Raw genomic sequence first — 20,964 nt, 5'->3', positions numbered from 1 at the left:
AGTCTGGCACAAATATTTCGCTTTTCTAAATCCGTATCAGGTGAGTGGCGGCTTGCGGTCCGCCCAGGGCGCAGCAAGCTCAAGCTGTCGGGCCAGCGAAAACAGTGTCGCTTCATCGCCGAAACGGCCGACGAACTGCATACCGATCGGCAGTCCGGCCTTCGACCAGGCCAGCGGCACCGACATCGCGGGTTGACCGGTCACGTTGAACACGGCCGTCCAGGGCATGTACTCATAGGTCGTGGCGGCGAGTTCCTTGACGATGCCAAGCCGCTTGAGAATGAAGCCGCCATCGATCGCGGCCATGATGCGGATCAGCCTTTCTTCCGACGCCGATGGCGCCAACTCACCGACCTTGATCGGCGGGCGCGCCAGAACCGGGGTGAGCAAAACATCGCAGGTCTCGAAGAAATGGCCGATCCGGCGCGCCGTTTCGAAAAGCCGGCGGGAGGCCCGGGCATAATCGGCGGCAGAGAGGCCCTTGCCCACCATACCGAGGCCAATCGTCTGGGGATCGAAATCGGCGGCGCGGATGGAGGTGCCTGCCGCTTCCGCCGTCTCCTCGATATCGGCGCGAAGTTCCGCGGCCAAAACCGTCATGAAATCGACGGAGAATTGTTCGCGATCGATTTCGGGCGCCGTTTCGATGATTTCGTGACCGAGGCTGTTGAGAAGCGCAACGGTGCTTTCAAACGCCGCAACGACTTCCGGGTCGACCGACTTACCCATCATCGGTTTGCAACTGACGGCAATCCGCAAGCGGCCCGGAGCCCAGCCAACGGATTCGAGGAAGGAACCGGTAAAGGCGGGCGCATGATAGGGCGCGCCGATATCCGGCCCGTGGGTGACATCGAGCAGGAGTGCGGAATCGCGCACCGTCCGGGTCAGGGCATGTTCGACGGCAAACCCGTTCCAGGCTTCGCCAAACAGAGGTCCCAGCGGCGTGCGGGCGCGGGTGGGCTTCATGCCAAAGAGACCACAGGCGGAGGCTGGAATGCGAATCGACCCGCCGCCATCGCCGCCGCTCGCCGCCGGAACCATACGGGCGGCGACGGCTGCAGCGGATCCGCCAGAGGATCCGCCGGGTGAGCGAGACAGATCCCAGGGATTGCGCGCCGGACCGAGCGTACGGGATTCGGTATAGGGTGTGAGGCCGAATTCCGGCGTGTTGGTCTTGCCCACCATGATGAGGCCGGAAGCCCTGAGACGCCGGACAAGTTCACTATCCGCGGAAGCCGGGACATTTTTCCAGAAGCGGTTGCCGTTCGAGGTCGGCACGCCTTCGAGCGTTGCCAGGAGATCCTTGAGAAGAAAGGGAACACCTGCAAGCGGGCCATCGCCAAGAGGACGGGTCGCTTCCTCGCGGGCGCGATCGAACAGGGTCGTCACGACGGCATTGAGCGCCGGATTGTGCTTCTCAATGCGCGCGATGGCCGCATCGACCACTTCGATTGCCTGCACCTCGCCTTTGCGGATCAGGTCGGCAAGGCCCATGGCATCATGGTTCTCAAAATCGTTCAACATGGATCGGTCCCCTTTTTCTGATTGGGTATCACGATCTGAACAGCAGGCAAAGAAAAAGCCCGCCTCGAAAAGCGGGCTTCAAAGACTGATCCAACAGCTGGATTACTGAGCCGGAACCGGCAGCGGCGCATCCGACTGGCTGTTGATATAGGCCATCAGGTTGGCGCGCTCGTCGTCCTTCTTAAGACCGGCGAAGCCCATCGCGGTGTTCTTGATATACTTCTTCGGCGCGAGCAGGAACTGATTGAGATGTTCGAAGTCCCAGACCTGCTTGCCGCCTTCGGAGAATTCCTTCATGGCCGCAGAGTAGCCGAAACCTTCAGCCGAAGCGATCGGACGACCGACGACGCCATAGAGATCCGGACCAACCTTGGCGCCGGCGCCCTTGGCAATGTTATGACAGCTTGCGCACTTCTTGAAAACGGCTTCGCCCTTGGCGGCATCGGCCGTTGCCATCAGCTGGGCAACCGGAACGGCAGCAGGAGCTTCTGCACCCGGAGCGGCTTCGCCAGCGGTCGCATCTTCAGCCGCGATCGCAAAGCCCGGCTTTTCCGGCACTTCCGAATGGAACAGGCTCTCAGACGCGATCGATACGGACATGAGGACGAATACCGTGCCAAGCAGAGCGCCCACGCCCATATTCACATAAGAATTCATTTCGCAAAGCTCCCCTTGCTGCCGGAAGCCCTCCGGCCCATCTTGAAATCGCGCGGAACCTATGTCTTTTGGGCTAAAAGTGCAACAGCAATTCCGCGTCCCCTGGTGAGACTAATTGACACTTTTCAGGTGGATTTTGAAGGCCCCACGATGATTAATCCGACTTTAGAAAACACGATTGTTCTTATTCCCGCGCGAATGGCCTCAACCCGCCTGCCCGGCAAGCCCCTTGCAGACATTTGCGGCCTGCCGATGATCGTCCAGGTGGCCATGCGCGCGCGCGAAGCCAATATCGGCCGCATCATGGTTGCCGTCGACCATCCCGACATTCTGTCTGTCGTGACAGCAGCCGGTTTCGAGGCTGTCATGACCCGCATCGACCATCAATCCGGCTCCGATCGCATCTTCGAAGCGCTGACGCATGCCGACCCCGAGGGCAAGGCGCAGTATATTGTCAATGTGCAGGGCGATCTGCCAACAATCGAAGCGGAAACGGTGCGCGCAGCACTGCGACCGCTTTCCAATCCTGCGACCGACATTGCGACCCTGACGGTGGAAATCACCCACGAGGAGGAGAAGACCAACCCGAACGTGGTCAAGATCGTCGGTTCGCCGATCGGTGAAAGGCGGCTGCGCGCACTCTATTTCACACGCGCGACCGCTCCTTACGGCAATGGTCCGCTCTACCATCACATCGGCCTTTACGCCTACCGCCGTGAAGCGTTGCAGCGATTCGTATCGCTCGCGCCCTCGACGCTGGAGAAGCGGGAATCGCTCGAGCAGTTGCGGGCACTCGAGGCGGGCATGCGCATCGATGCCGAGATCGTTGACTCGGTGCCGCTTGGGGTCGATACTCCCGCCGACCTCGAAAAGGCTCGAACCATGCTTGCCGGGCAGAAACAATAACAAGACGAACAGGGCGGATTTTTCCCGATGATTACCACCACGAACCGCATCGCCTTCCAGGGTGATTTCGGTGCCAATTCCGATATGGCCTGCCGCGACCAGTTTCCCTGGTTGACCCCACTGCCCTGCCCCACTTTCGAAGATGCCTTCATGGCCGTGGAGAATGGCGATGCAGATCTTGCCATGATTCCGATCGAGAACACGCTGGCTGGCCGCGTGGCGGACATCCACCGCCTGCTGCCGGAATCGCGCCTGCACATTGTCGGCGAATATTTCATGCCGATCCGCTTCCAGCTCATGGTTCTGCCAGGTGTGACGGCGGACGAGATCAAGACCGTCCACAGCCATATCCATGCGCTTGGCCAGTGCCGCAAGATCGTCCGGTTGAATGGCTGGAAGCCGATGGTTGCCGGCGACACAGCGGGCGCCGCCAAGCTCGTTTCGGAAACCAGAGACCGTTCGATGGCTGCCCTCGCACCGCGACTGGCGGCCGACCTCTATGGCCTCGATATCCTGCAGGAAAATGTCGAGGATTCCGACAACAATGTCACGCGGTTCGTGGTTCTTGCCCGCAAGGCCGAGGTGCCGACGCGGGCAAGCGCCGACGAGAAGATCGTCACGACCTTCATTTTCAATGTCCGTAACATTCCGGCTGCACTCTACAAGGCCATGGGCGGTTTTGCCACCAACGGCATCAACATGACCAAGCTCGAGAGCTATCAACTGGGCGGCAAGTTCGTCGCCACCCAGTTTTATGCCGATATCGAAGGTCATCCCGAGGATGAGAATGTTCGCCGGGCCATGGAGGAGTTGAAATTCTTCTCGACCGAAGTCAGGCTTCTCGGCACATATAAAGCGCATCCGATGCGCGACGAACTGTGAGGTGATGGAATGATTTGCGTTTTCGTGCAGCTACAGTGCCATCCGGGCAAGGCCTACGACGTCGCCGATCGCATCTACGAACGCGAGATCGTATCGGAACTCTATTCGACCAGCGGCGAGTTCGATCTGCTGGCGAAGATCTACGTGCCGGAAGGTACCGATATCGGCCATTTCATCAATGGCAACATTCTCGATATCGCGGGCATCTCGCGATCGTTGACGACCATGACGTTCAAGGCATTCTGACCGATTGCGGCCAGTAGTCGGGGCGCTTCAGTCGCCCCGCCTCTTCTTGTAGACCCTCCAGTCATACTGCATTGGCGGCCTGGTCGATTCGAAGGTCACCGGACCATCCGCGCATCGATAGATGCGAACCGGCATGCGGCCGCGTGGCGGATCTCCCCACTGCAGGCGGCGGATATGGGTGGTGCAGTCGGCATTGTAGCGATCATCATTGTCGATCGGCGCCTTGACGCCCGGAAGATCCTTGAACGGATCCTTCGGGCGGACCACCTTGCGGAAATCAATCTGATCGGCAGCTGCCGTCTGTGGAAGCAGTGAGGCGGGCGCCACCAGGGCCAGCGCGATCAACAAGATTTGCTTTGTCTTCATCATACATTCCTGCAGGCGCATCTGACGCGCGCACCAAATCTATCATTTCGCAGCCGATTCGACTAAGAGGCAAAGACAGCCAATTGCGGGAATGAATGATGACGACAACAATCCGACTTCACAAAGGCGATATTTCAGCCGAGGCCGCGGCACTCTATACCGGTGCGATCGCGATCGACACCGAGACGCTGGGCCTCATTCCGCGCCGTGATCGTCTCTGTGTGGTGCAGCTGTCGCCGGGCGACGGCAGCGCCGATGTGATCCAGATTGCTGCTGGCCAGAAGGCGGCTCCCAATCTGGTGGCAATGATGGAAGATGCCGCGCGGCAGAAGATCTTCCACTTCGGTCGTTTCGACATCGCCGTCCTGTTCCAGACCTTCGGCGTCACCACGACATCGGTTTTCTGCACCAAGATCGCCTCGCGTCTCTGCCGCACCTATACGGACCGGCATGGGCTCAAGGACAATCTCAAGGAATTGCTCGATATTGACGTTTCCAAAGTCCAGCAGCAATCGGACTGGGCAGCTGAAACGCTCACGCAGGCACAGTTGGAATATGCAGCGTCCGACGTGCTTTATCTGCACGCCCTGCGCGACAAGCTGATCGGTCGGCTGGAACGCGACGGTCGGATGGCGATGGCGGAAGCCTGTTTCGAGTTTCTGCCGACCCGTGCGAAGCTCGATCTTCTCGGCTGGGAAGAAACCGATATCTTCGCCCATAGCTGATCGGTTCGCCGCACCGGCACGAAAATTTGCCATAAAATCGGCCGCTGAAACGTCTCTTCTCGGAATCGTCGGATCCAATCGGCGATTCCGTTGTCAATTACAGCCAGAAGAGCAGCATGTCCGAGCCCGACCGTTCACAGCATGAAACCGGCCCGTTCCTCGAACCGCTTCGACTTGCCATCCGCACGCAGTTGCTTCGCCTACCCTGGTGGCTGTCCGAATTCCTTCTTTTCGGGTTGAAACAGGCCTGGGCCTGTCTATTTGCGGCCAGCCTGCTCACGCTGCTGATTTTGAGCAAACTGGTCTGGCAGCCGGATTGGCTTCTCAATCGCTATGACTTTTTGTTCCTCGCAGCCCTCTTCCTGCAGGGTCTATTCCTGTGGTTGAAGCTCGAAAGCCTCGATGAAGCCCGGGTGATTTTCGTCTATCACGTGGTTGGCACCATCATGGAGATCTTCAAGGTCAAGATGGGATCCTGGGCCTATCCCGAACCGGCGATCTTCCAGATTGCCGGCGTGCCACTCTTCTCCGGCTTCCTCTATGCGTCGGTGGGGTCCTTCATGGCCCGGACCATCCGCATCTTCGACATGCGCTTTACCCATTATCCGCCGAAGGCCCTGACCTTTGCGCTTGCGCTTGCCATCTACACCAACTTCTTCACCCACCATTACATCGCAGACATGCGCTATCTCCTGTTCGTGGCAACGGTGGTGATCTTCTTCCGGGTCCATATCCATTTCACCACGGATCGCACGACACTATCGATGCCGCTAACGATGGCAGCCTTTCTCTCTGCGATCTTTCTGTGGGTGGCGGAAAATATCGGCACGCTGACGGGAACCTGGATCTATCCAAGCCAGAAGGTATGGCACGTCGTTTCCTTCGGAAAACTCGGTTCCTGGTATCTCCTGCTTTATGTGAGCTTCGTGCTGGTGACGCTGGTTCTCAGTCCGCGCGCACCAGACCGGGATGCGTCCGGCGCCTTCAAGGGCCGGAGCGTTTTCGGCTGGCTCCGAGTCTAGCAATGACCGCACCCGGAATGCCGTAGCGCGCAACCACGTCACGACCATTTTTCAAGCCGCAGATCTCGCGCTGAATGAAAAGGGCCTGAACCGCCTCGGCCGCGGCATCCAGCCGGTCTTCCCGCTCGATTTCTGGACAATCCTTCAATCGTTCGAGTGCTGCCTCGGCCTTTAGACCGGCACGACCCAGACTGTCGGCCCGTTCCGCCATGAGTTCATACTCAAGAACGCTGAGAGGCGCCTTTCCGACAGCACTCTCGTGATAGGATTGCGGCGGGCGCAGGCTCATCGACACCTCGTTTAACCACTCGTTTACTATCCTTAAATATTATCAGGAATCAAGAATGGCTATCCCGGTGCGATGATGAGAGGCACCGAGCGGAACTGCAGGATCAGCCAAGGGCCGCATGAGCGACCTCGTGTCCTCCCAATGAGCCCTTGTCATAGCCAAGCAGGTTTCCGCATGCCAAGCCCCGTGACAGCGACTGCATCATCATCCGCCTCCAATGCGATCCGCGTGCAAGCGGGCGTGGGGGGCGTTCTCACAGCGAATGCGCAGCAGGCCGAGCCGAGCCTCATCCGCGCCATCGCAGCTGCCGCACTCGATGACGAGTTGGGCGGCAGCCTGCTCGCGCATCTGAAAATGCTGCCAGCCACAACCAACAACCGCACCGTGATCGAGGATCTGATGCTGCGGGTCGGACTTGTGCTGAAAATTGCCCGCATGAAGGATGAGGCGATCGACATTCTCCTTCAGCGCATCGTAACGACGGTTGAACGGATGCCCGCCACAGCCTATCCGGCGATCGAGCTTCGTGCCGGGCTCAAGGCGCTCGGCGTCAGCCTGCCTGAACTTGCTGCAGCAATCCGCAATCCCGATACGGCACAGGCAGCCCGGCTCGCAGCAAGAGTCGAAATGCCCAATGCCACGCCGGCACGTTCGGCAGCGACCGCCGCCATCGCCAGTTACCTGCAACCGGAAGCGCGGCCGGCAGCCTCGGATAATGCACTTGCCATGCGTGGCGACAACCGGACTCTCGAAAGCCGGCTTGGACTCTTCTCGGAAAAGGTCGCCATTCCTCAGCCTGTCAACCGCAACGACGATCCGCGGCAGTTGCAGCAGCATTTGAAGACCATGTTCGAAGCCGGTGAGACCAGACCGGTTTCTCGCGTTCAACTGAGCGAAGCCAGCCTGAGCCCGCGAACGGAACCAGCCACAGTCGAAGAGGGCGAAATGACGTCAGCGAGCCAAACTGCAAAGGCTTACCAGGAGATCCCGGCCGTCTCGGAGAACAAGCGCCCCGAAAGCAAAGCAACAGAAGCACGGATCCAACCTCAGGCGCTTCAGGACACCGACCAGAGCGAACGGATCGCGGAGACGGACAAGCGAACAGACGTAAAATCAGAACGCCGGGACAACTTGAAGTCCGACGCTGGCGACAAACGGCTCCAGACCCTTTTGACGCTCAAGGGAATTTCGGAAGTCATTACCCAGGTGATCGATGCCGTTACCGATAGCTCCGTCAATCGCCTGACGGAACAGCATGCGCAAATGAAAGCGGCCAGCGTACCGCAACAGGCTATCGTGCTCTCTTCCGACGAGGCGATCGCAGAGGCCGATCCAATGAAAACCGCCGGCATCACAAAGGAACATGTGGCCGAGCCGCTTGCGGTTTCGGACAGCGCCGATGAACTGGCCAGCGAACAGCGCCTGATACAAGAACGATCAACTCCGACCGCGGGCACGGCCGCTACGACCTCGTCGTCCTCGACGGACCAGGAGGCCAGAGTTCTGGCGGGTAACCTGCCGGGTCAACTGGTTCCTTTCGCCGTGGTCACTTCGACCCCGGCCCGGGAAGCCTTCGTCGCCGAAACGCGGGACGAGGATGAGGCCCGCGATGAAACTGACGGTGACAAAAATGGCGACGAGCAGAGCGAGGGTCGCGAACGCCGCCGGCCGCGCGATGCCTATGATGCCATCCACGATCCGGTCGAAGAGGAAGACGGGTTGAAAATCACCCGCGATTCAACCGATGCCGATCGCGCCTTTGCCTACTACCAGCGCCTCGGTGGCTTCTGATCCATGAGACGGTAACGCAAAAGCCCGGCGCGAGGCCGGGCTTCAATGATTCTATGTCTGCGGCAGGATCAGAACGTACGCTCGAACCGTACCATCAGAAGCCGATCTGCTGGTTCATCTTTCGGCTTCGTATAGCTGCCTTCAAGCATGACGGAGAAACCGGGAGCAGCCGTCCAGACGACATCGGAGATCACATGCCACATACCATCGTCATAATACTGCAAGTCGGTGGCCAGCGTAATGGAGTCCGTGACCTTGGCTGAAACGCCACCAATCATGCTGAACCCGTCATAATGGAAGTAGCGGTTTGCAAAATTGTCAGAATAGAGTGCCAAGAGTGCGAAACCGAACATCCCGACCTGTCCGGACAGCTTCGCCTTGACAGCAAGTGAATCCAAGGATTCGTCGTATCCGAGACCGGCGTAGGCGGTGTAGTCCCCGAATTTAGTCGAAACACCACCCGAAACGTCCGGAATGTACTTGTGGTTATCGTGCATAAGCAAGTCAGAATCGGTCTGATTGGCGTCGTTGTCGAGCGAGATCCAGGCCTTGGTCGCACCGAATTCAGCTGTGTAGCTAATATACTGAGCGGACTGGAAACCGTAGTTCCCACCCCAATCGGTTACGCCACCATATCCGAAATATCGCGTCCATGGATTGTCGAACGAACCGAATTCGAGACCGCCGATGCCGAAATAGTAAAAGAACCGCACTTCGTTGGTGCCATTATCAACCTGGTCGCCCTCGAGGCGCAGCCAGCTATAAACCGTACCCCAATCCGAATCGTTCTTGGCCTCTACTTCAAGACGGGCGCGAGAGAAATGAGAGTAATAGCCGTTTAGGTAGGCCGGCTCGGCTTTGAGATAGCTTTTTTCATAGCGGAACAGTCCGCCGATCTTCAGGCAGGTTTCGGTGCCCGGGATGTAGAAGAAGCCCGTACCGTAGGCATCGCAGACCTTGACATATTCCATGGGTTCCGGCTCGGCAGCGACAACAGCGTCGGCAGCCTGAGCGCCAGTTACCACTGCCAGAGCAGCGGCTGAGCCGAGAAGAAGGCTCTTGATATTCATGTGTGACCTCCAGTCATATCTTGGATCCTGGGCTGGACATCTTGTGGTGCCGGACGGCACGCCCCTTTGTCGTCCGTTATTCTGAGTCCTCCCCGCATCTTGTTCTCGATTGAACAGTCGATTCGAAATGTGGAAAGTCCATCAGACATCAAGGCGCGCACAAGCTTACGCGAGCCTTGTTTTTCAGGCGAAATGACCAGTGGTTTCTTTCAATTCGGGGTTTTTTGCTGGTACGGCTACGGATATTGAAGTTCGAAATCACGAACTTGTTCCCAGAACCGCAGTTACGGCGGGTTCTACATTCTGAATTCAATCAGTCAGGGACAATTTTCCATCGGGTGGTTCGGCTGTATTGTCGGGGAAACCGTCTGTTTTCTTGTCATCAGCGAAGTGCGGAACTGGAAGACCAAGAAGGCGGCAGCCTGGCCTTGACCGCACATGAAAAACCCGCCGGTGTTGCCACCGGCGGGTTCAGATTTTCAGCAAACCGGAAAGGCTTATTCGCCGCCGCGGTTCTTGAGCGCTGCACCGAGAATGTCGCCGAGCGAAGCGCCCGAGTCGGACGAACCGAACTGTGCGACGGCTTCCTTCTCTTCAGCGATTTCCAGAGCCTTGATCGAGAGCTGAACCTTGCGGTCCTTCTTCGAGAAGTTAGTGACGCGGGCGTCAACCACCTGGCCGATCTGGAAGCGCTCGGGGCGCTGTTCGTCACGGTCACGCGAAAGGTCGGCACGACGGATGAACGAGGTCAGCTCTTCGTGGTTGACGAGCTTGACTTCGATGCCACCATCGTTGACGCCGATGACTTCGCACGAAACGACGGCGTTCTTGCGCAGGTCGCCGGAAGCGGCGGCATCGCCGACGGCATCCTTGCCGAGCTGCTTGATGCCGAGCGAAATGCGTTCCTTCTCGACATCGACGTCGAGAACGACAGCCTTGACGACGTCACCCTTGTTGAACTCTTCGATGACCTGCTCGCCCGGACGGTTCCAGTCGAGGTCGGACAGGTGCACCATGCCGTCGACATCGCCATCGAGGCCAATGAACAGGCCGAATTCGGTCTTGTTCTTGACTTCGCCTTCGACGACCGTGCCAGCCGGATGGGCGTTGGCGAAAGCTTCCCACGGATTTTCGAGGGTCTGCTTCAGGCCGAGCGAGATGCGGCGCTTGGACGGATCGACTTCGAGGACGACCACATCGACATCCTGCGTCGTGGACAGGATCTTGCCGGGATGGACGTTCTTCTTGGTCCAGGACATTTCGGAGATGTGGATGAGGCCTTCGATGCCCGGCTCCAGCTCAACGAATGCACCGTAGTCGGTGATATTGGTGACGGTACCGGTGATCTTCTTGCCGACCGGGTACTTGGCACCGATATCGCCCCACGGATCGGACTCGAGCTGCTTCATGCCGAGCGAGATACGGTGGGTTTCCTGGTTGATGCGGATGATCTGAACCTTGACCTGCTGGCCGATGGACAGGATTTCCGACGGATGGTTGACGCGACGCCATGCCATATCGGTCACATGCAGCAGGCCGTCGATGCCGCCGAGGTCCACGAACGCACCGTAATCGGTGATGTTCTTGACCACGCCTTCCACGACCTGACCTTCTTCGAGGTTCTGCACGATTTCCGAACGCTGTTCGGCGCGCGACTCTTCAAGAACAGTACGGCGGGAAACGACGATGTTGCCGCGACGCTTGTCCATCTTGAGGATTTCGAACGGCTGCGGAACATGCATGAGCGGGGTGACGTCGCGGATCGGACGGATGTCGACCTGCGAACGCGGCAGGAAGGCGATTGCGCCGTCGAGATCGACGGTGAAGCCACCCTTGACCTGGTTGAAGATAACGCCTTCAACGCGTTCGCCGGCTTCGAACTTGGCTTCGAGCTTGATCCAGCTTTCTTCGCGGCGAGCCTTCTCGCGCGACAGAACAGCTTCGCCCATGGCGTTTTCGATGCGCTCGACATAGACTTCGACTTCGTCGCCGACCTTGAGCGTGCCGTCCTTGGCCTTGGCGCCGAATTCCTTCAGAGCGATACGACCTTCGACCTTGAGGCCGACGTCGACGATCGCCATGTCTTTTTCGATGCCGGTAATGATGCCCTTGGTGACATAGCCTTCGGCGAGATCAACCTTGGAAAAGGATTCTTCGAGGAGGGACGCGAAGTCCTCCTTCAGGGAGTTTGCTGCGGACATTGGTTCTCCAAACGGGCGGCACGCAATTGCCGCCAAGCGCCGAGGGTTAGTGTTGATCCGAGGCTTTTTGCATTCCTGCCCTTGAAGGGCAATCCGGCGCGGGGAACGTCATCAAGCCTTTTCGAGGGCCGCGTCGATAATCCTGCGCGCTGCCTCGAACGCGGCCTCTATACCCATTTCGCTTGTATCAATCAAGTGCGCATCTTCCGCGGGTTTGAGCGGACTGTCGGCACGCCCCATATCGCGTTCGTCGCGGCGACGAATATCGTCAAGGACATCATCGAAAGATGCCTGGGCGCCACTTAAGAGAATCTCCTTGAAGCGGCGATCCGCCCGCACTTCCGGTTTGGCGGTCACATATAGCTTGACCTCTGCATCGGGGCAGACGACCGTTCCTATGTCGCGACCGTCAAGAACGGTTCCCGGCGCCCGGTGCGAGAATGTGCGCTGCGCATCAACGAGTGCGCGCCTGACTTCGGGCATGACCGCGATTTTCGACGCCGCCTCGCCGATCGCATGGTCGGCCAGAACATCGCGATCAAGCTGCGCAAGATCGATGGCTCGGGCGACATCGACCGCCTCTGCCGGATTATCGAGCGGCAGACGTGCTTTCAGGAGAGCCTGCGCGACAGCCCTGTAGGTCAAACCCGTATCGAGATGATGGAACCGGTAATGATCGGCGATCTTGCGTGACAGGGTGCCCTTTCCTGCAGCAGCTGGCCCATCAATGGCAATGGTCGGCATTTCTTTTCCCGATAGGAGGACTCAGGGGCTCAATATGACGAATTACATAATTTAATAGTCCGTGAAAGCAAAGCAATTGCGGCATACAAAATCACTGTCGGTGTTTAAAAACGCCGACAGTGTCGCATAGGCCATACAAGCCCACCGCGGCTTACGAACAACTGCGCAGTTGCCGCGCATAAGTGTAGGTGATGTTCGCAAACCGCTTCGCCGCGCTGCGGGCGGCGCCGGAGATCCGGCCCTTCGCATAGGCTTCGTTGCCGTCATGATAGGCAAGATAGAGTCGGTAGGGATCATTGAGCGCGATGCCATTCCGCAAATGCGTCTTGCGATGATACCAGCCGACAAAATCGACGGCGTCATCGAAATCGGATCGCTTGGCGAAGTAATGGCCGGTTTCGCGTTTGTAGCGGCTCCAGGTGCCATTCAGCGCCTGTGAATAGCCGTAAGCCGACGATGGCCGCTTCCAGGGGATGATCCCCAGGATCCAGCGCCGTGGCGGACGTGCATTATGCTTGAAGCCGGATTCGACATAGATGGTCGCCATCAGCACCGAAACGGGAACGCCATAGCGACGGGAGGATTTTTCGGCAGCCCGTTGCCAATTGTCGAACAGCCCGTCGCGCTGTTCGAAAACAGCGCAGGCATTGTTGATGGAATGGGGCACGGAGCCACAGCCTGCCAGCAGCAGAAGGACAGCGAAAAATACAAAACGCATCGCGGAAACCTCGTCTTCCGCTTTATTTATAAAAGGTAAATCTTAAGGGAAGGTTTTTATCGATCGGCAATTTGCCGATGCGAACCTGTTTGGCCAGCGCGCGACCTGTCAGGCTTCCGCCATCCAGCGCAGCGCCTTCTTCACTGAGGGGCGCTCTTCCATGCGGCGTTTGAAATCCGCAATGCGGGGAAGTGTTTCGATATCGACGCCATCGGCTTTCAGCCAGGTGGACACGACATAGAAATAGGGATCAGCGACGGTATATTGATCTCCCATGATCCATGGGCCACGCAGCATGTCATCTTCAACCAGGGCCATCGCTGCTCCCATAGTCTCCGGCACCTTGCGCTTCATATCATCGAAGGAGGATTGCTCGTTGGCCCAGCGGCTGCCGCGGCGACCATGGGCATGGGCAACATGAACGGTCGAGCAGAGATAGGCGTTGAAGGCCTGCATCTCGGCAAAGGCAAATGCATCGTCGAGAGGCGCGAGCCGGCTTTCCGGGAAGCGCTGTGCAATGAAGGCCAGAATGGCAGGGGTCTCGGTAAGGATCCCACCTTCGGTAGCCAGTGCCGGCACCCGACCTTTCGGATTGATCGCCAGATAGTCCGGCTGGCGTTGGGCGCCAGAGCCGAGATCCACCTTGACGACCCGATACTCCGCTCCCGCCTCTTCAAGCGCGATATGAGAGGCGAGCGCACAAGATCCCGGCGAGTGGTAAAGTGTCAGCATCGTCTTTCTCCCAAGCGGCACCAACTGCCTTGACGTAGTTCTAGGATGTGGAATCCCGGCCTGCAAGATAGGGTAACGGCCAATCGCTGCGGCTAGCGGTCCGGACGAGCCATCCGGGCCAGAACGATTGCGCCGATTGCGACCAGAATGGCAATGGCCGCATACTGGATCACGTGAAATCCGTCGAGATAGGCCGATCGGGCCGCCGCCACGAGTTGTTCGGCAAATGCGGCGGGAAGCGATTGCGCCGCGCGAAGTGCCTCGCCGAGCGAATGACCGGGATCGATCTGCATTCCGGATGGGGCAACAAATGTGCGGATATAGACCGCCGTCATGATCGAGCCGAAGAACGCCACCCCTAATCCGGCACCGAATTCGAAACTGACCGATTCGATACCTGCCGCGGCACCTGCGCGTTCTTCCGGCGCGCTCGACATGATCGCATTGGTGGCAGCCGACATGGTCAGGGCATGGCCGCCTGAAATCACCGCCAGAATGACAAACAGCTCCCAGCCCACACTATGCAGGTCGATCATCGAAATGGCGACATAGCCGATGATTGCTACAGCAATCCCGATCGCCGCCGTCTGCATGGAGCCGATGCGGCCATTGAGATAGCCGCCGATCGGCCCGAAAATGACGCCAGCAATCGGGAATGGCAGAAAGGCAAGTCCGGCCTCGAAGGCGCTCAACCCGACCACCATCTGCAGATATTGGGTCAGAAAGAGTTCGAAGCCGATTAGTGTCATCGATGTGAGGATCGCGGCAAAGACGGCGGTGCGAAAGATGCCGATGGCAAACAGCCTCAGATCCAGCAAAGGATGTTCGGCCGACAGTTCCCGGCGCACGAAGAGGATGAGTGCCGCCAGTCCGACAAGCAAAGCCATGACCGGCACGAGCGACAGAAAATCGCCATGGGCCGCTCGTTTCAGCGCATAGACGACAGCGAGCACCCCGGTGAGACCGAGAAACGGCGACAGTGGACTGATGGCATGGCCAAGGCCAAGAATGCGGTTCGGGATCAGCCGCGAAAGAACCGCCGCCAGCCCGAGCGCGACGGGCACATTGACCAGGAAGAGCGAGCCCCACCAGAAATGTTCGAGCAGCAATCCGCCGATCACCGGACCGGACGCGGAGCCAGCTGAAGCCAGCGCGCCCCAAAGCCCGATGCCCACCGCCCGCTGCTTCGGATCGTCAAACAGAATGCGGATCAGCGCCAGCGAGGACGGCACGATCATAGCTCCGCCTGCGCCCTTGAGCGCCCGTGCGGCGATGAGCATTTCCGGCGACCAGGAATAGGCTGCCAGGGCAGATGCGACGGCGAAGACAAGAAGTCCGACCAGCAGCATTCTCTGATGCCCGAACCGGTCACCCAGCGGGCCCGTCAACAGCACCAGACCGGCAGTGACGAAGGGATAGATGTCGACGATCCACAGCATTTCGATTGCATCGGCGCCCAGCGCCGTCACGACGGGCGGGATGGCGACATAGAGGATGGTCGCATCGATGGTCACCGGCACGAAGCTGAGACAAATCAGGGCAAGCTGGAGCCACTGTCTGGTTCTGTGGGCGTTTGCGGCTGACATTGTCTCTGGTCCTGCGCTAGACTGGTATCGGGATCACTCGAATGATTCATGTATAAATCCGACCAGTCGGTTTGAAAAGAGGTTTCATGGGCCGAAAACGGACCATAGACAGAGACGGCATACTCGATGCCGCCGAAGAGTTGACCCGGGAACAGGGGGCAGCGCATCTCAGTCTCGATGCGGTCGCTCGCCGCGCAGGCATTTCCAAGGGTGGGTTGATGTACAACTTCCCCAGCAAGGATGCCCTGATCGCCGCGATTACCGAGCGCGATCTTGGCCGTTTCGAGAGCCTGCTTGCCGAAAAAGCCGAGAGAATCGGCGAAAAGCCCTATGCGACCCTCCTCGCCCGCATCGAAGCAACCGAAGAGGAAAGCCCCGAAACGCTGGCCAAAGGCGCCTGTCTTACCGCCACGCTGGCGCAGACGCCCGAACATCTCGGCCCGATCCAGAAAGCCTATGGCGATGAAATGCTCCGCTATGCACCAGAAACGGATGGCGGACGACGGGCCCGGCTGGCCATGATTGCCGTTGAGGGCGCCTTCCTGCTCAGAGGTCTTGGGCTGATGGAACTGTCAGAAGACGAATGGCGATTGATCTTCGCCGATATACGAGCGCTCGTCCCGGACGCCTGATCAGGCGCGCCGACGGGCGAGCCAGACGGAATGGCCGCCGCAATCCGGATCGTTCGGCACGAAATCCACGATATCGAAGCCAGCCCTGTTGAGGAGGTCTCGATATTCCTCCGGCGCGAGGCTGGCATGGTAGAGCTGCCGGTCCGAAAGCCGGCCGATTGCCTCGCCCTCCTCCGGACCGCTTGTAAACATCAGCGCGGCACCGGGCCTTGCCAGTTTTCCAAACAGCGGAACCACGGCTCGCTGATCATCGAATGACAGATGGAAAAAGCTGTCCCAGGCGATCAGGCCCGAAAAGGGGGTTTCGAACTGCATCGTTCGCATGTCACCCACCAGCCATCGCCCTTGCGGAAACCGTGCACCGCAGCGTTCGATCAGCGGAGCGGAACTGTCGATCCCGGTGACGGATCGGCCCTGCGACAGAAGATAGGCCGCAATGGGTTCACCGCCGCCGCAGCCGATATCCAGAATATCGGCCGACGCATCACAGAGAGTCAGAAACCGGTCGAGCCATGCCTTCTCGAACAGAGACCTGCCACGCGTACGGTCCCATTCGTCGGCGTGGTCCCGATAGATCGAGACGATGTCGCCAGCCAGATCAACCATGGTCGATCAGGCCTCGATCTTCGCTCCAAGACCAGTCATCAGGCCCATGAATTCCGGAAACGAGGTCGCGATCATGCGGCTGTCGTCAACCGTCACCGGATGTTCGGAAGCCAGGCCCATGACAAGGAAGCTCATGGCAATGCGGTGATCGAGATGGGTCTTGACGGCCGCGCCAGATCGATTGCCAAGCCCCTTGCCCGACGGAACGCCGCGGACGGTAAGCGAGGTTTCGCCTTCATCGCAATCGACGCCGTTTAGTTTCAGGCCAGTTGCGACCGCGGCAAGGCGATCGGATTCCTTAACGCGCAGTTCCTCAAGCCCTGTCATCACCGTCTGGCCTTCGGCAAAGCAGGCTGCGACCGCCAGCACCGGATATTCGTCGATCATCGACGGCGCACGCTCAGCCGGCACCTCGACACCCTTGAGTTCGGAATGGCGGACCCGGAGATCGGCCACATCCTCACCGCCGGCAGTGCGGGGATTGAGGATTTCGATGGACGCGCCCATTTCCTGCAGCGTCAGGATAAGCCCGGTGCGGGTCGGGTTCATCAGCACATTTTCGATCACCACATCCGAACCTGGCACCAGAAGGGCGGCAACCAGCGGGAAGGCGGTGGACGACGGATCGCCCGGAACGTCGATCACCTGGCCGGTCAGCTTGCCGCGGCCTTCCAGGCGAATGGTGCGGACGCCGTCGGCGTCGGTCTCCACCGTGAGGTTGGCACCAAAGCCCTGCAGCATCTTTTCGGTATGATCGCGGGTCATTACCGGTTCGATGACCGTCGTGATGCCCGGCGTATTGAGGCCGGCCAATAGCACGGCCGATTTGACCTGGGCAGACGCCATCGGCACACGGTAGGTGATGGGATTGGGTGTTTTCGGCCCGTGCAGCGTCACCGGCAGCCGATCACCGGCCGCGGACTGGACCTGCACACCCATTTCACGCAGCGGATTGAGCACACGCCCCATCGGTCGCGACGAAAGCGATGCATCGCCGATGAAAGTGGAGGAAAAGTCATAGACGCCGACGAGACCCATGGTCAAACGGCAGCCAGTCCCGGCATTGCCGAAATCGAGCGGGGCTTCCGGGGCCAGCAGGGCGCCATTGCCTGTGCCCTCGATGATCCAGATATCGCCATCCTTGCGGATCTTGGCACCCATGGCCGCCATGGCCTTGCCGGTGTTTATGACATCCTCGCCCTCGAGCAGACCCGTGATGCGGGTCTCGCCGGAAGCCAGGCCGCCGAACATGAAAGAGCGATGGGAAATGGACTTGTCGCCGGGAATACGGACCCGGCCCTTGAGGTCCTCGGATTTCCGGGCGGTGGCCGGACGGGGGGCGCCACTATGCGACATCAGCTCATCCTCGATACGAAACGATTGAACCGGTGGAGCAGCCGGGTTGGCCGCCGCCTTGCCGGCCGCTGGCGCTGGTTATCACAATGCTTTTTCGAGGTCATCCACCGTCGGCTGAAAAAATGCGCCCGATCCACTGCCTGCAAGCGCACATAAGCTTTGACAGACGGGGGCAAGATGGGTAAGGGGGCTGCTACTTTCGATTTCGCTGCCGGACAGCCTGGCTCGGCCCGCGCCGGCATGCACAACCAAGAGGTCCTCACGTGGCAAAACCCGAGCTTGGCACGAAGCGCATCGATCCGGATACCGGCAAGAAATTCTACGACCTGAACCGCGATCCGGTCGTCTCCCCCTATACGGGCAAGTCCTATCCCCTCTCCTTCTTCGAAGAGACCTCGGCGACAGCCGTAATGGAAAAGGCCGAGGATGAGGAAATCGCCGAAGTCGATGCAGAAAACACCGAAATCGAACTCGTTTCGCTCGACGAGGCCGACGAAGAAGCATCCGGCGGCGAAGATCTTCCGGATCTCGGCGACGATGACGTCGATCTTGGTGACGATGACGACGATACTTTCCTCGAACAGGACGAAGACGAAGAGGACGACGACATGTCGGGCCTGATCGGCGTTTCGTCCGACGAAGACGAAGTCTGATTTCATTTGGTTTTCCGGGCCGGTAAAAAAAAACGGCCCGGACGCAATTTCCTGCTTGCCATTCCGGGAAAGCGGAAATATACACCCGGCACCGACGCGGAAGCGACCGGTAACCACCTCCGGAAACGGAACGGATGGGGCTATAGCTCAGCTGGGAGAGCGCTTGCATGGCATGCAAGAGGTCAGCGGTTCGATCCCGCTTAGCTCCACCAAATTTACTTCCCAGAACTTGCTAAAACTGCACTGCTCCAAAGAGACCCGACATTTCCGTGGGTTAGCGCCTGCGGTCTCTATATCACCACCAGACGTCTGCCGATATCTCCTCTTTTTCCGCCCATTCCCGGCCACAGTCTCTGTCGGCCCTCACCTGCGTCCACTAATTTTGGCTGGTGGTCGTTTTGGTCTGGATACGTCCGCCTGCAATGCGAGCAGCCCGCGCCTTGAAGACACGGACTGTGGATGATCGTTTGGGAATGCGTTGCGGTATTTTTACCCGCCGAGCAGCGTGGCCTGCTCCGCCCAGCTTGCAGGAATGTCCACCAGCCTTGAGAGCGTGCGGACGGTGAGATCGGCAGGCTGACGCCCTGAGAGAATCGATTCGGTCAGCTGCGGCGACAGGAAGGCCAGCGGCAGAATGCGGCTGATATCGGCGCGATGCACACCGAGCTGATCGGCGAGTTCGGCGATGGAAGTGGCTGAGCCATTGGTGAGGCGGTTGAGATAGACATGCGCCCGGGCGATGAGATCGACGAGCGCCTGATCCGGTTCACGCCCGGCGCCTGCTTGAACCACCATGCGCATCTCGACGCCGCGGCGCTTCATGGTCATCGGCACGGTGATGGTGGAGGTTTTGTCATCCTGGGGATTGTTGGTTTGATCGCGCCTTGTTGATCTTCGGGAATCAAGGCCTTGATCAGCGCGTCGCGGTTGATGTCGAATCGGATGTCGCTCGGAGCGACCGTGATCGCCTTGAAGATCAGGCGGATGCTATCGCGGCGGCGGAACGGATCCGGCGAGGCGAGATCGTCCTTGAGAGTGGTGAGTCGCGTCAGGGCCTCAGCGATGGCGTTTCCGGCTCCCGCCTGTTCCAGCCAGGTCGAGATCAGCGTGGCATTCTCAAGAACGGCGGTGGCCTGGCTGAGCGCGATGCGCTCGAACTCGTCGGCTGGAAGTCTCCATCCGTCCCTTCTGCCCCTGGAGTTCTTTTGCAGGCGATGGGAGAGATAATAGCGATAGCGTCTCAAACCCTTGGCCGCGCTTGAGGGGCTCAGGCGATCGCCGGTTTCGTCATAGGCGATGCCGTTGAGCAGATGGATGTCGGGCGCGCCGCGTCCGCGACGGCCCACAGTACGGATCTCGCTGATCTCGGCCTGGACCGCATCGAAGAGATCCTGGGACACAATTGCCTGTTGCTCCCCGTCATGGAGGCGTCCCCTATGGGTGAACTTGCCGATATAGGTCGGGTTGGAGAGAAGATAGCGCAGCTGGCCATGGGTCATGGCCCGCCAGCGACGCGGCGTCTCCATTTCGGCATTACCCATCGCATAGGATTCGCAGGCGGCGTCGATCTCATGCTTGACGGCGCTCACCGATTTGAGTTCGAGCACGCGACGAAAGAGATAGCGGACATAATCGGCGTCGTCTTCATCGACCTCCAGCTTGCGATTGTTGCGACGGTAGCCGAGCGGCACGCGGCCGCCCATGAACATGCCCTTTTGCTTGGAGGCGGCGATCTTGTCGCGGATGCGTTCGGCGGTGACCTCGCGCTCGAACTGGGCGAAGGACAGAAGGACAGAAGGACATTCAGCGTCAGGCGCCCCATCGATGTCGTGGTGTTGAACTGCTGGGTGACCGAGACGAAGGACACAGAATGGCGGTCGAAGACATCGACGAGTTTGGAGAAGTCCATCTGCGATCGGGTCAGGCGGTCGATCTTGTAGACGACGACGATGTCGATCCGCCCTTCGCGGATATGCTGGAGCAGGCGCTGGATGGCCGGCCTCTCCAGCGTGCCGCCGGAGATGCCGCCATCGTCGTAGAGATCCGGGATCAAACGCTATCCGAGGCTCGCCTGCGAGGTGATGAAGGCGGCGCAGGCTTCGCGCTGGGCGTCGAGCGAGTTAAAACTCTGATCAAGCCCCTCCTCGCTCGATTTGCGGGTGTAGATGGCGCAGCGCAGTCGGCCTGCTGCCGGTTTTTCGGACGCCGAGTTAAGCTAATCCCAGTTTGTTTTCAAATTCCATCGGGCTGAGATAACC

General features: G+C 59.2%; 24 protein-coding genes and 1 tRNA gene. 10 read left to right on the top strand and 15 right to left on the bottom strand.

Annotation, left to right across the window (positions count from 1 at the left end; translation table 11 throughout):
* Positions 1-36: 36 nt before the first annotated feature.
* Positions 37-1,524: an amidase gene (locus Q4481_RS00125; RefSeq protein WP_304374121.1), complete on the bottom strand. Its 1,488-nt coding sequence runs from the start codon at positions 1,522-1,524 to the stop codon at positions 37-39.
* A gap of 102 nt (positions 1,525-1,626) precedes the next feature.
* Positions 1,627-2,181: a c-type cytochrome gene (locus tag Q4481_RS00120; protein WP_304374120.1), complete on the bottom strand. Its 555-nt coding sequence runs from the start codon at positions 2,179-2,181 to the stop codon at positions 1,627-1,629.
* Positions 2,182-2,331: 150 nt separating this feature from the next.
* Between Q4481_RS00120 and Q4481_RS00115 the strand changes: the two genes are divergently transcribed.
* From Q4481_RS00115 to Q4481_RS00105, 3 genes are read left to right on the top strand one after another with little or no spacing between them, the layout of a single operon-like run.
* Entirely contained in the window at positions 2,332-3,087 is a 756-nt protein-coding gene (locus tag Q4481_RS00115) for a 3-deoxy-manno-octulosonate cytidylyltransferase (RefSeq protein ID WP_304374119.1), read from the top strand.
* Between the two features lie 27 nt (positions 3,088-3,114).
* A complete protein-coding gene (locus Q4481_RS00110; protein ID WP_304374118.1) occupies positions 3,115-3,969 on the top strand; it encodes a prephenate dehydratase in 855 nt (284 codons plus the stop codon).
* A 9-nt stretch (positions 3,970-3,978) separates the two neighbouring features.
* Positions 3,979-4,215: an Lrp/AsnC ligand binding domain-containing protein gene (locus Q4481_RS00105; RefSeq protein WP_304374116.1), complete on the top strand. Its 237-nt coding sequence runs from the start codon at positions 3,979-3,981 to the stop codon at positions 4,213-4,215.
* 27 nt (positions 4,216-4,242) lie between these two features.
* Here Q4481_RS00105 and Q4481_RS00100 read toward each other — a convergent pair whose 3' ends face one another.
* Positions 4,243-4,581, bottom strand: coding sequence for a hypothetical protein (locus tag Q4481_RS00100; protein WP_304374115.1), 339 nt, complete (start codon positions 4,579-4,581; stop codon positions 4,243-4,245).
* Positions 4,582-4,679: 98 nt separating this feature from the next.
* On the opposite strand from Q4481_RS00100, the gene Q4481_RS00095 reads away from it, so the two are divergent.
* Positions 4,680-5,306 carry a ribonuclease D gene (locus tag Q4481_RS00095; protein WP_304374114.1) on the top strand — a complete coding sequence of 209 codons (627 nt, stop codon included), beginning with the start codon at positions 4,680-4,682 and terminating at the stop codon, positions 5,304-5,306.
* 116 nt (positions 5,307-5,422) lie between these two features.
* Positions 5,423-6,328, top strand: coding sequence for a DUF817 domain-containing protein (locus Q4481_RS00090; RefSeq protein ID WP_304374113.1), 906 nt, complete (start codon positions 5,423-5,425; stop codon positions 6,326-6,328).
* Here the strand turns inward: Q4481_RS00090 and Q4481_RS00085 are convergent.
* Positions 6,291-6,617 (bottom strand): DUF6665 family protein, encoded by a 327-nt coding sequence (locus tag Q4481_RS00085; RefSeq protein ID WP_304374112.1) that lies wholly within the window; start codon positions 6,615-6,617, stop codon positions 6,291-6,293. The genes Q4481_RS00090 and Q4481_RS00085 overlap by 38 nt on opposite strands.
* A 174-nt stretch (positions 6,618-6,791) precedes the next feature.
* On the opposite strand from Q4481_RS00085, the gene Q4481_RS00080 reads away from it, so the two are divergent.
* Positions 6,792-8,408: a hypothetical protein gene (locus Q4481_RS00080; protein ID WP_304374111.1), complete on the top strand. Its 1,617-nt coding sequence runs from the start codon at positions 6,792-6,794 to the stop codon at positions 8,406-8,408.
* Between the two features lie 68 nt (positions 8,409-8,476).
* On the opposite strand, the gene Q4481_RS00075 is transcribed toward Q4481_RS00080, so the two are convergent.
* From Q4481_RS00075 to Q4481_RS00050, 6 genes are all read right to left on the bottom strand, one after another.
* Positions 8,477-9,478, bottom strand: a complete 1,002-nt coding sequence (locus tag Q4481_RS00075; RefSeq protein WP_304374110.1) for a porin — start codon at positions 9,476-9,478, stop codon at positions 8,477-8,479.
* Positions 9,479-9,975: 497 nt separating this feature from the next.
* Positions 9,976-11,679, bottom strand: a complete 1,704-nt coding sequence (gene rpsA / locus Q4481_RS00070) for a 30S ribosomal protein S1 (RefSeq protein WP_304374109.1) — start codon at positions 11,677-11,679, stop codon at positions 9,976-9,978.
* A 111-nt stretch (positions 11,680-11,790) separates the two neighbouring features.
* Positions 11,791-12,423 (bottom strand): (d)CMP kinase, encoded by a 633-nt coding sequence (gene cmk / locus Q4481_RS00065; RefSeq protein ID WP_304374107.1) that lies wholly within the window; start codon positions 12,421-12,423, stop codon positions 11,791-11,793.
* Positions 12,424-12,574: 151 nt separating this feature from the next.
* Complete coding sequence (locus tag Q4481_RS00060) at positions 12,575-13,141, bottom strand: transglycosylase SLT domain-containing protein (RefSeq protein ID WP_304374105.1); 567 nt, start codon at positions 13,139-13,141, stop codon at positions 12,575-12,577.
* A gap of 108 nt (positions 13,142-13,249) precedes the next feature.
* The gene (locus Q4481_RS00055) at positions 13,250-13,873 is read right to left on the bottom strand and encodes a glutathione S-transferase family protein (RefSeq protein ID WP_304374104.1); all 624 of its coding nucleotides are present in this window, start codon (positions 13,871-13,873) and stop codon (positions 13,250-13,252) included.
* 92 nt (positions 13,874-13,965) lie between these two features.
* Positions 13,966-15,459, bottom strand: a complete 1,494-nt coding sequence (locus Q4481_RS00050; protein ID WP_304374103.1) for an MFS transporter — start codon at positions 15,457-15,459, stop codon at positions 13,966-13,968.
* A gap of 86 nt (positions 15,460-15,545) precedes the next feature.
* Here Q4481_RS00050 and Q4481_RS00045 point away from each other — a divergent pair, with 86 nt between their 5' ends.
* A complete protein-coding gene (locus Q4481_RS00045) occupies positions 15,546-16,091 on the top strand; it encodes a TetR/AcrR family transcriptional regulator (RefSeq protein ID WP_304374102.1) in 546 nt (181 codons plus the stop codon).
* Here Q4481_RS00045 and Q4481_RS00040 read toward each other — a convergent pair whose 3' ends face one another.
* A complete protein-coding gene (locus Q4481_RS00040) occupies positions 16,092-16,697 on the bottom strand; it encodes a class I SAM-dependent DNA methyltransferase (RefSeq protein ID WP_304374101.1) in 606 nt (201 codons plus the stop codon).
* A 6-nt stretch (positions 16,698-16,703) separates the two neighbouring features.
* The gene (gene aroA / locus Q4481_RS00035; protein ID WP_304374100.1) at positions 16,704-18,053 is read right to left on the bottom strand and encodes a 3-phosphoshikimate 1-carboxyvinyltransferase; all 1,350 of its coding nucleotides are present in this window, start codon (positions 18,051-18,053) and stop codon (positions 16,704-16,706) included.
* A 263-nt stretch (positions 18,054-18,316) separates the two neighbouring features.
* Here aroA and Q4481_RS00030 point away from each other — a divergent pair, with 263 nt between their 5' ends.
* Together Q4481_RS00030 and Q4481_RS00025 are read left to right on the top strand one after the other, a co-directional pair.
* Positions 18,317-18,706 carry a TIGR02300 family protein gene (locus tag Q4481_RS00030; protein WP_304374098.1) on the top strand — a complete coding sequence of 130 codons (390 nt, stop codon included), beginning with the start codon at positions 18,317-18,319 and terminating at the stop codon, positions 18,704-18,706.
* 136 nt (positions 18,707-18,842) lie between these two features.
* Positions 18,843-18,918: transfer RNA gene (locus Q4481_RS00025), tRNA-Ala, on the top strand.
* A gap of 277 nt (positions 18,919-19,195) precedes the next feature.
* Here the strand turns inward: Q4481_RS00025 and Q4481_RS00020 are convergent.
* Genes Q4481_RS00020 through Q4481_RS00010 form a run of 3 tightly spaced genes read right to left on the bottom strand, consistent with a single transcriptional unit; the run spans position 19,196 to position 20,690 of the window.
* Complete coding sequence (locus Q4481_RS00020; RefSeq protein ID WP_304374097.1) at positions 19,196-19,534, bottom strand: hypothetical protein; 339 nt, start codon at positions 19,532-19,534, stop codon at positions 19,196-19,198.
* A complete protein-coding gene (locus Q4481_RS00015) occupies positions 19,531-20,409 on the bottom strand; it encodes a recombinase family protein (RefSeq protein WP_304374744.1) in 879 nt (292 codons plus the stop codon). Before Q4481_RS00015 ends, Q4481_RS00020 begins: the two co-directional genes overlap by 4 nt.
* Positions 20,292-20,690, bottom strand: a complete 399-nt coding sequence (locus Q4481_RS00010; protein WP_304374743.1) for a recombinase family protein — start codon at positions 20,688-20,690, stop codon at positions 20,292-20,294. The genes Q4481_RS00015 and Q4481_RS00010 overlap by 118 nt, the downstream gene beginning before the upstream one ends.
* On the opposite strand from Q4481_RS00010, the gene Q4481_RS00005 reads away from it, so the two are divergent.
* Positions 20,577-20,957 (top strand): hypothetical protein, encoded by a 381-nt coding sequence (locus Q4481_RS00005; protein WP_304374768.1) that lies wholly within the window; start codon positions 20,577-20,579, stop codon positions 20,955-20,957. The genes Q4481_RS00010 and Q4481_RS00005 overlap by 114 nt on opposite strands.
* The last annotated feature ends 7 nt before the right edge of the window (positions 20,958-20,964 follow it).

Source organism: Fluviirhizobium alvei, from assembly GCF_030551875.1.
Classification (GTDB): domain Bacteria; phylum Pseudomonadota; class Alphaproteobacteria; order Rhizobiales; family Rhizobiaceae; genus Rhizobium_E; species Rhizobium_E alvei.
The sequence above is the reverse complement of the archived record's forward strand: the minus strand, read 5'-3'. Positions and strand labels throughout refer to the sequence as shown.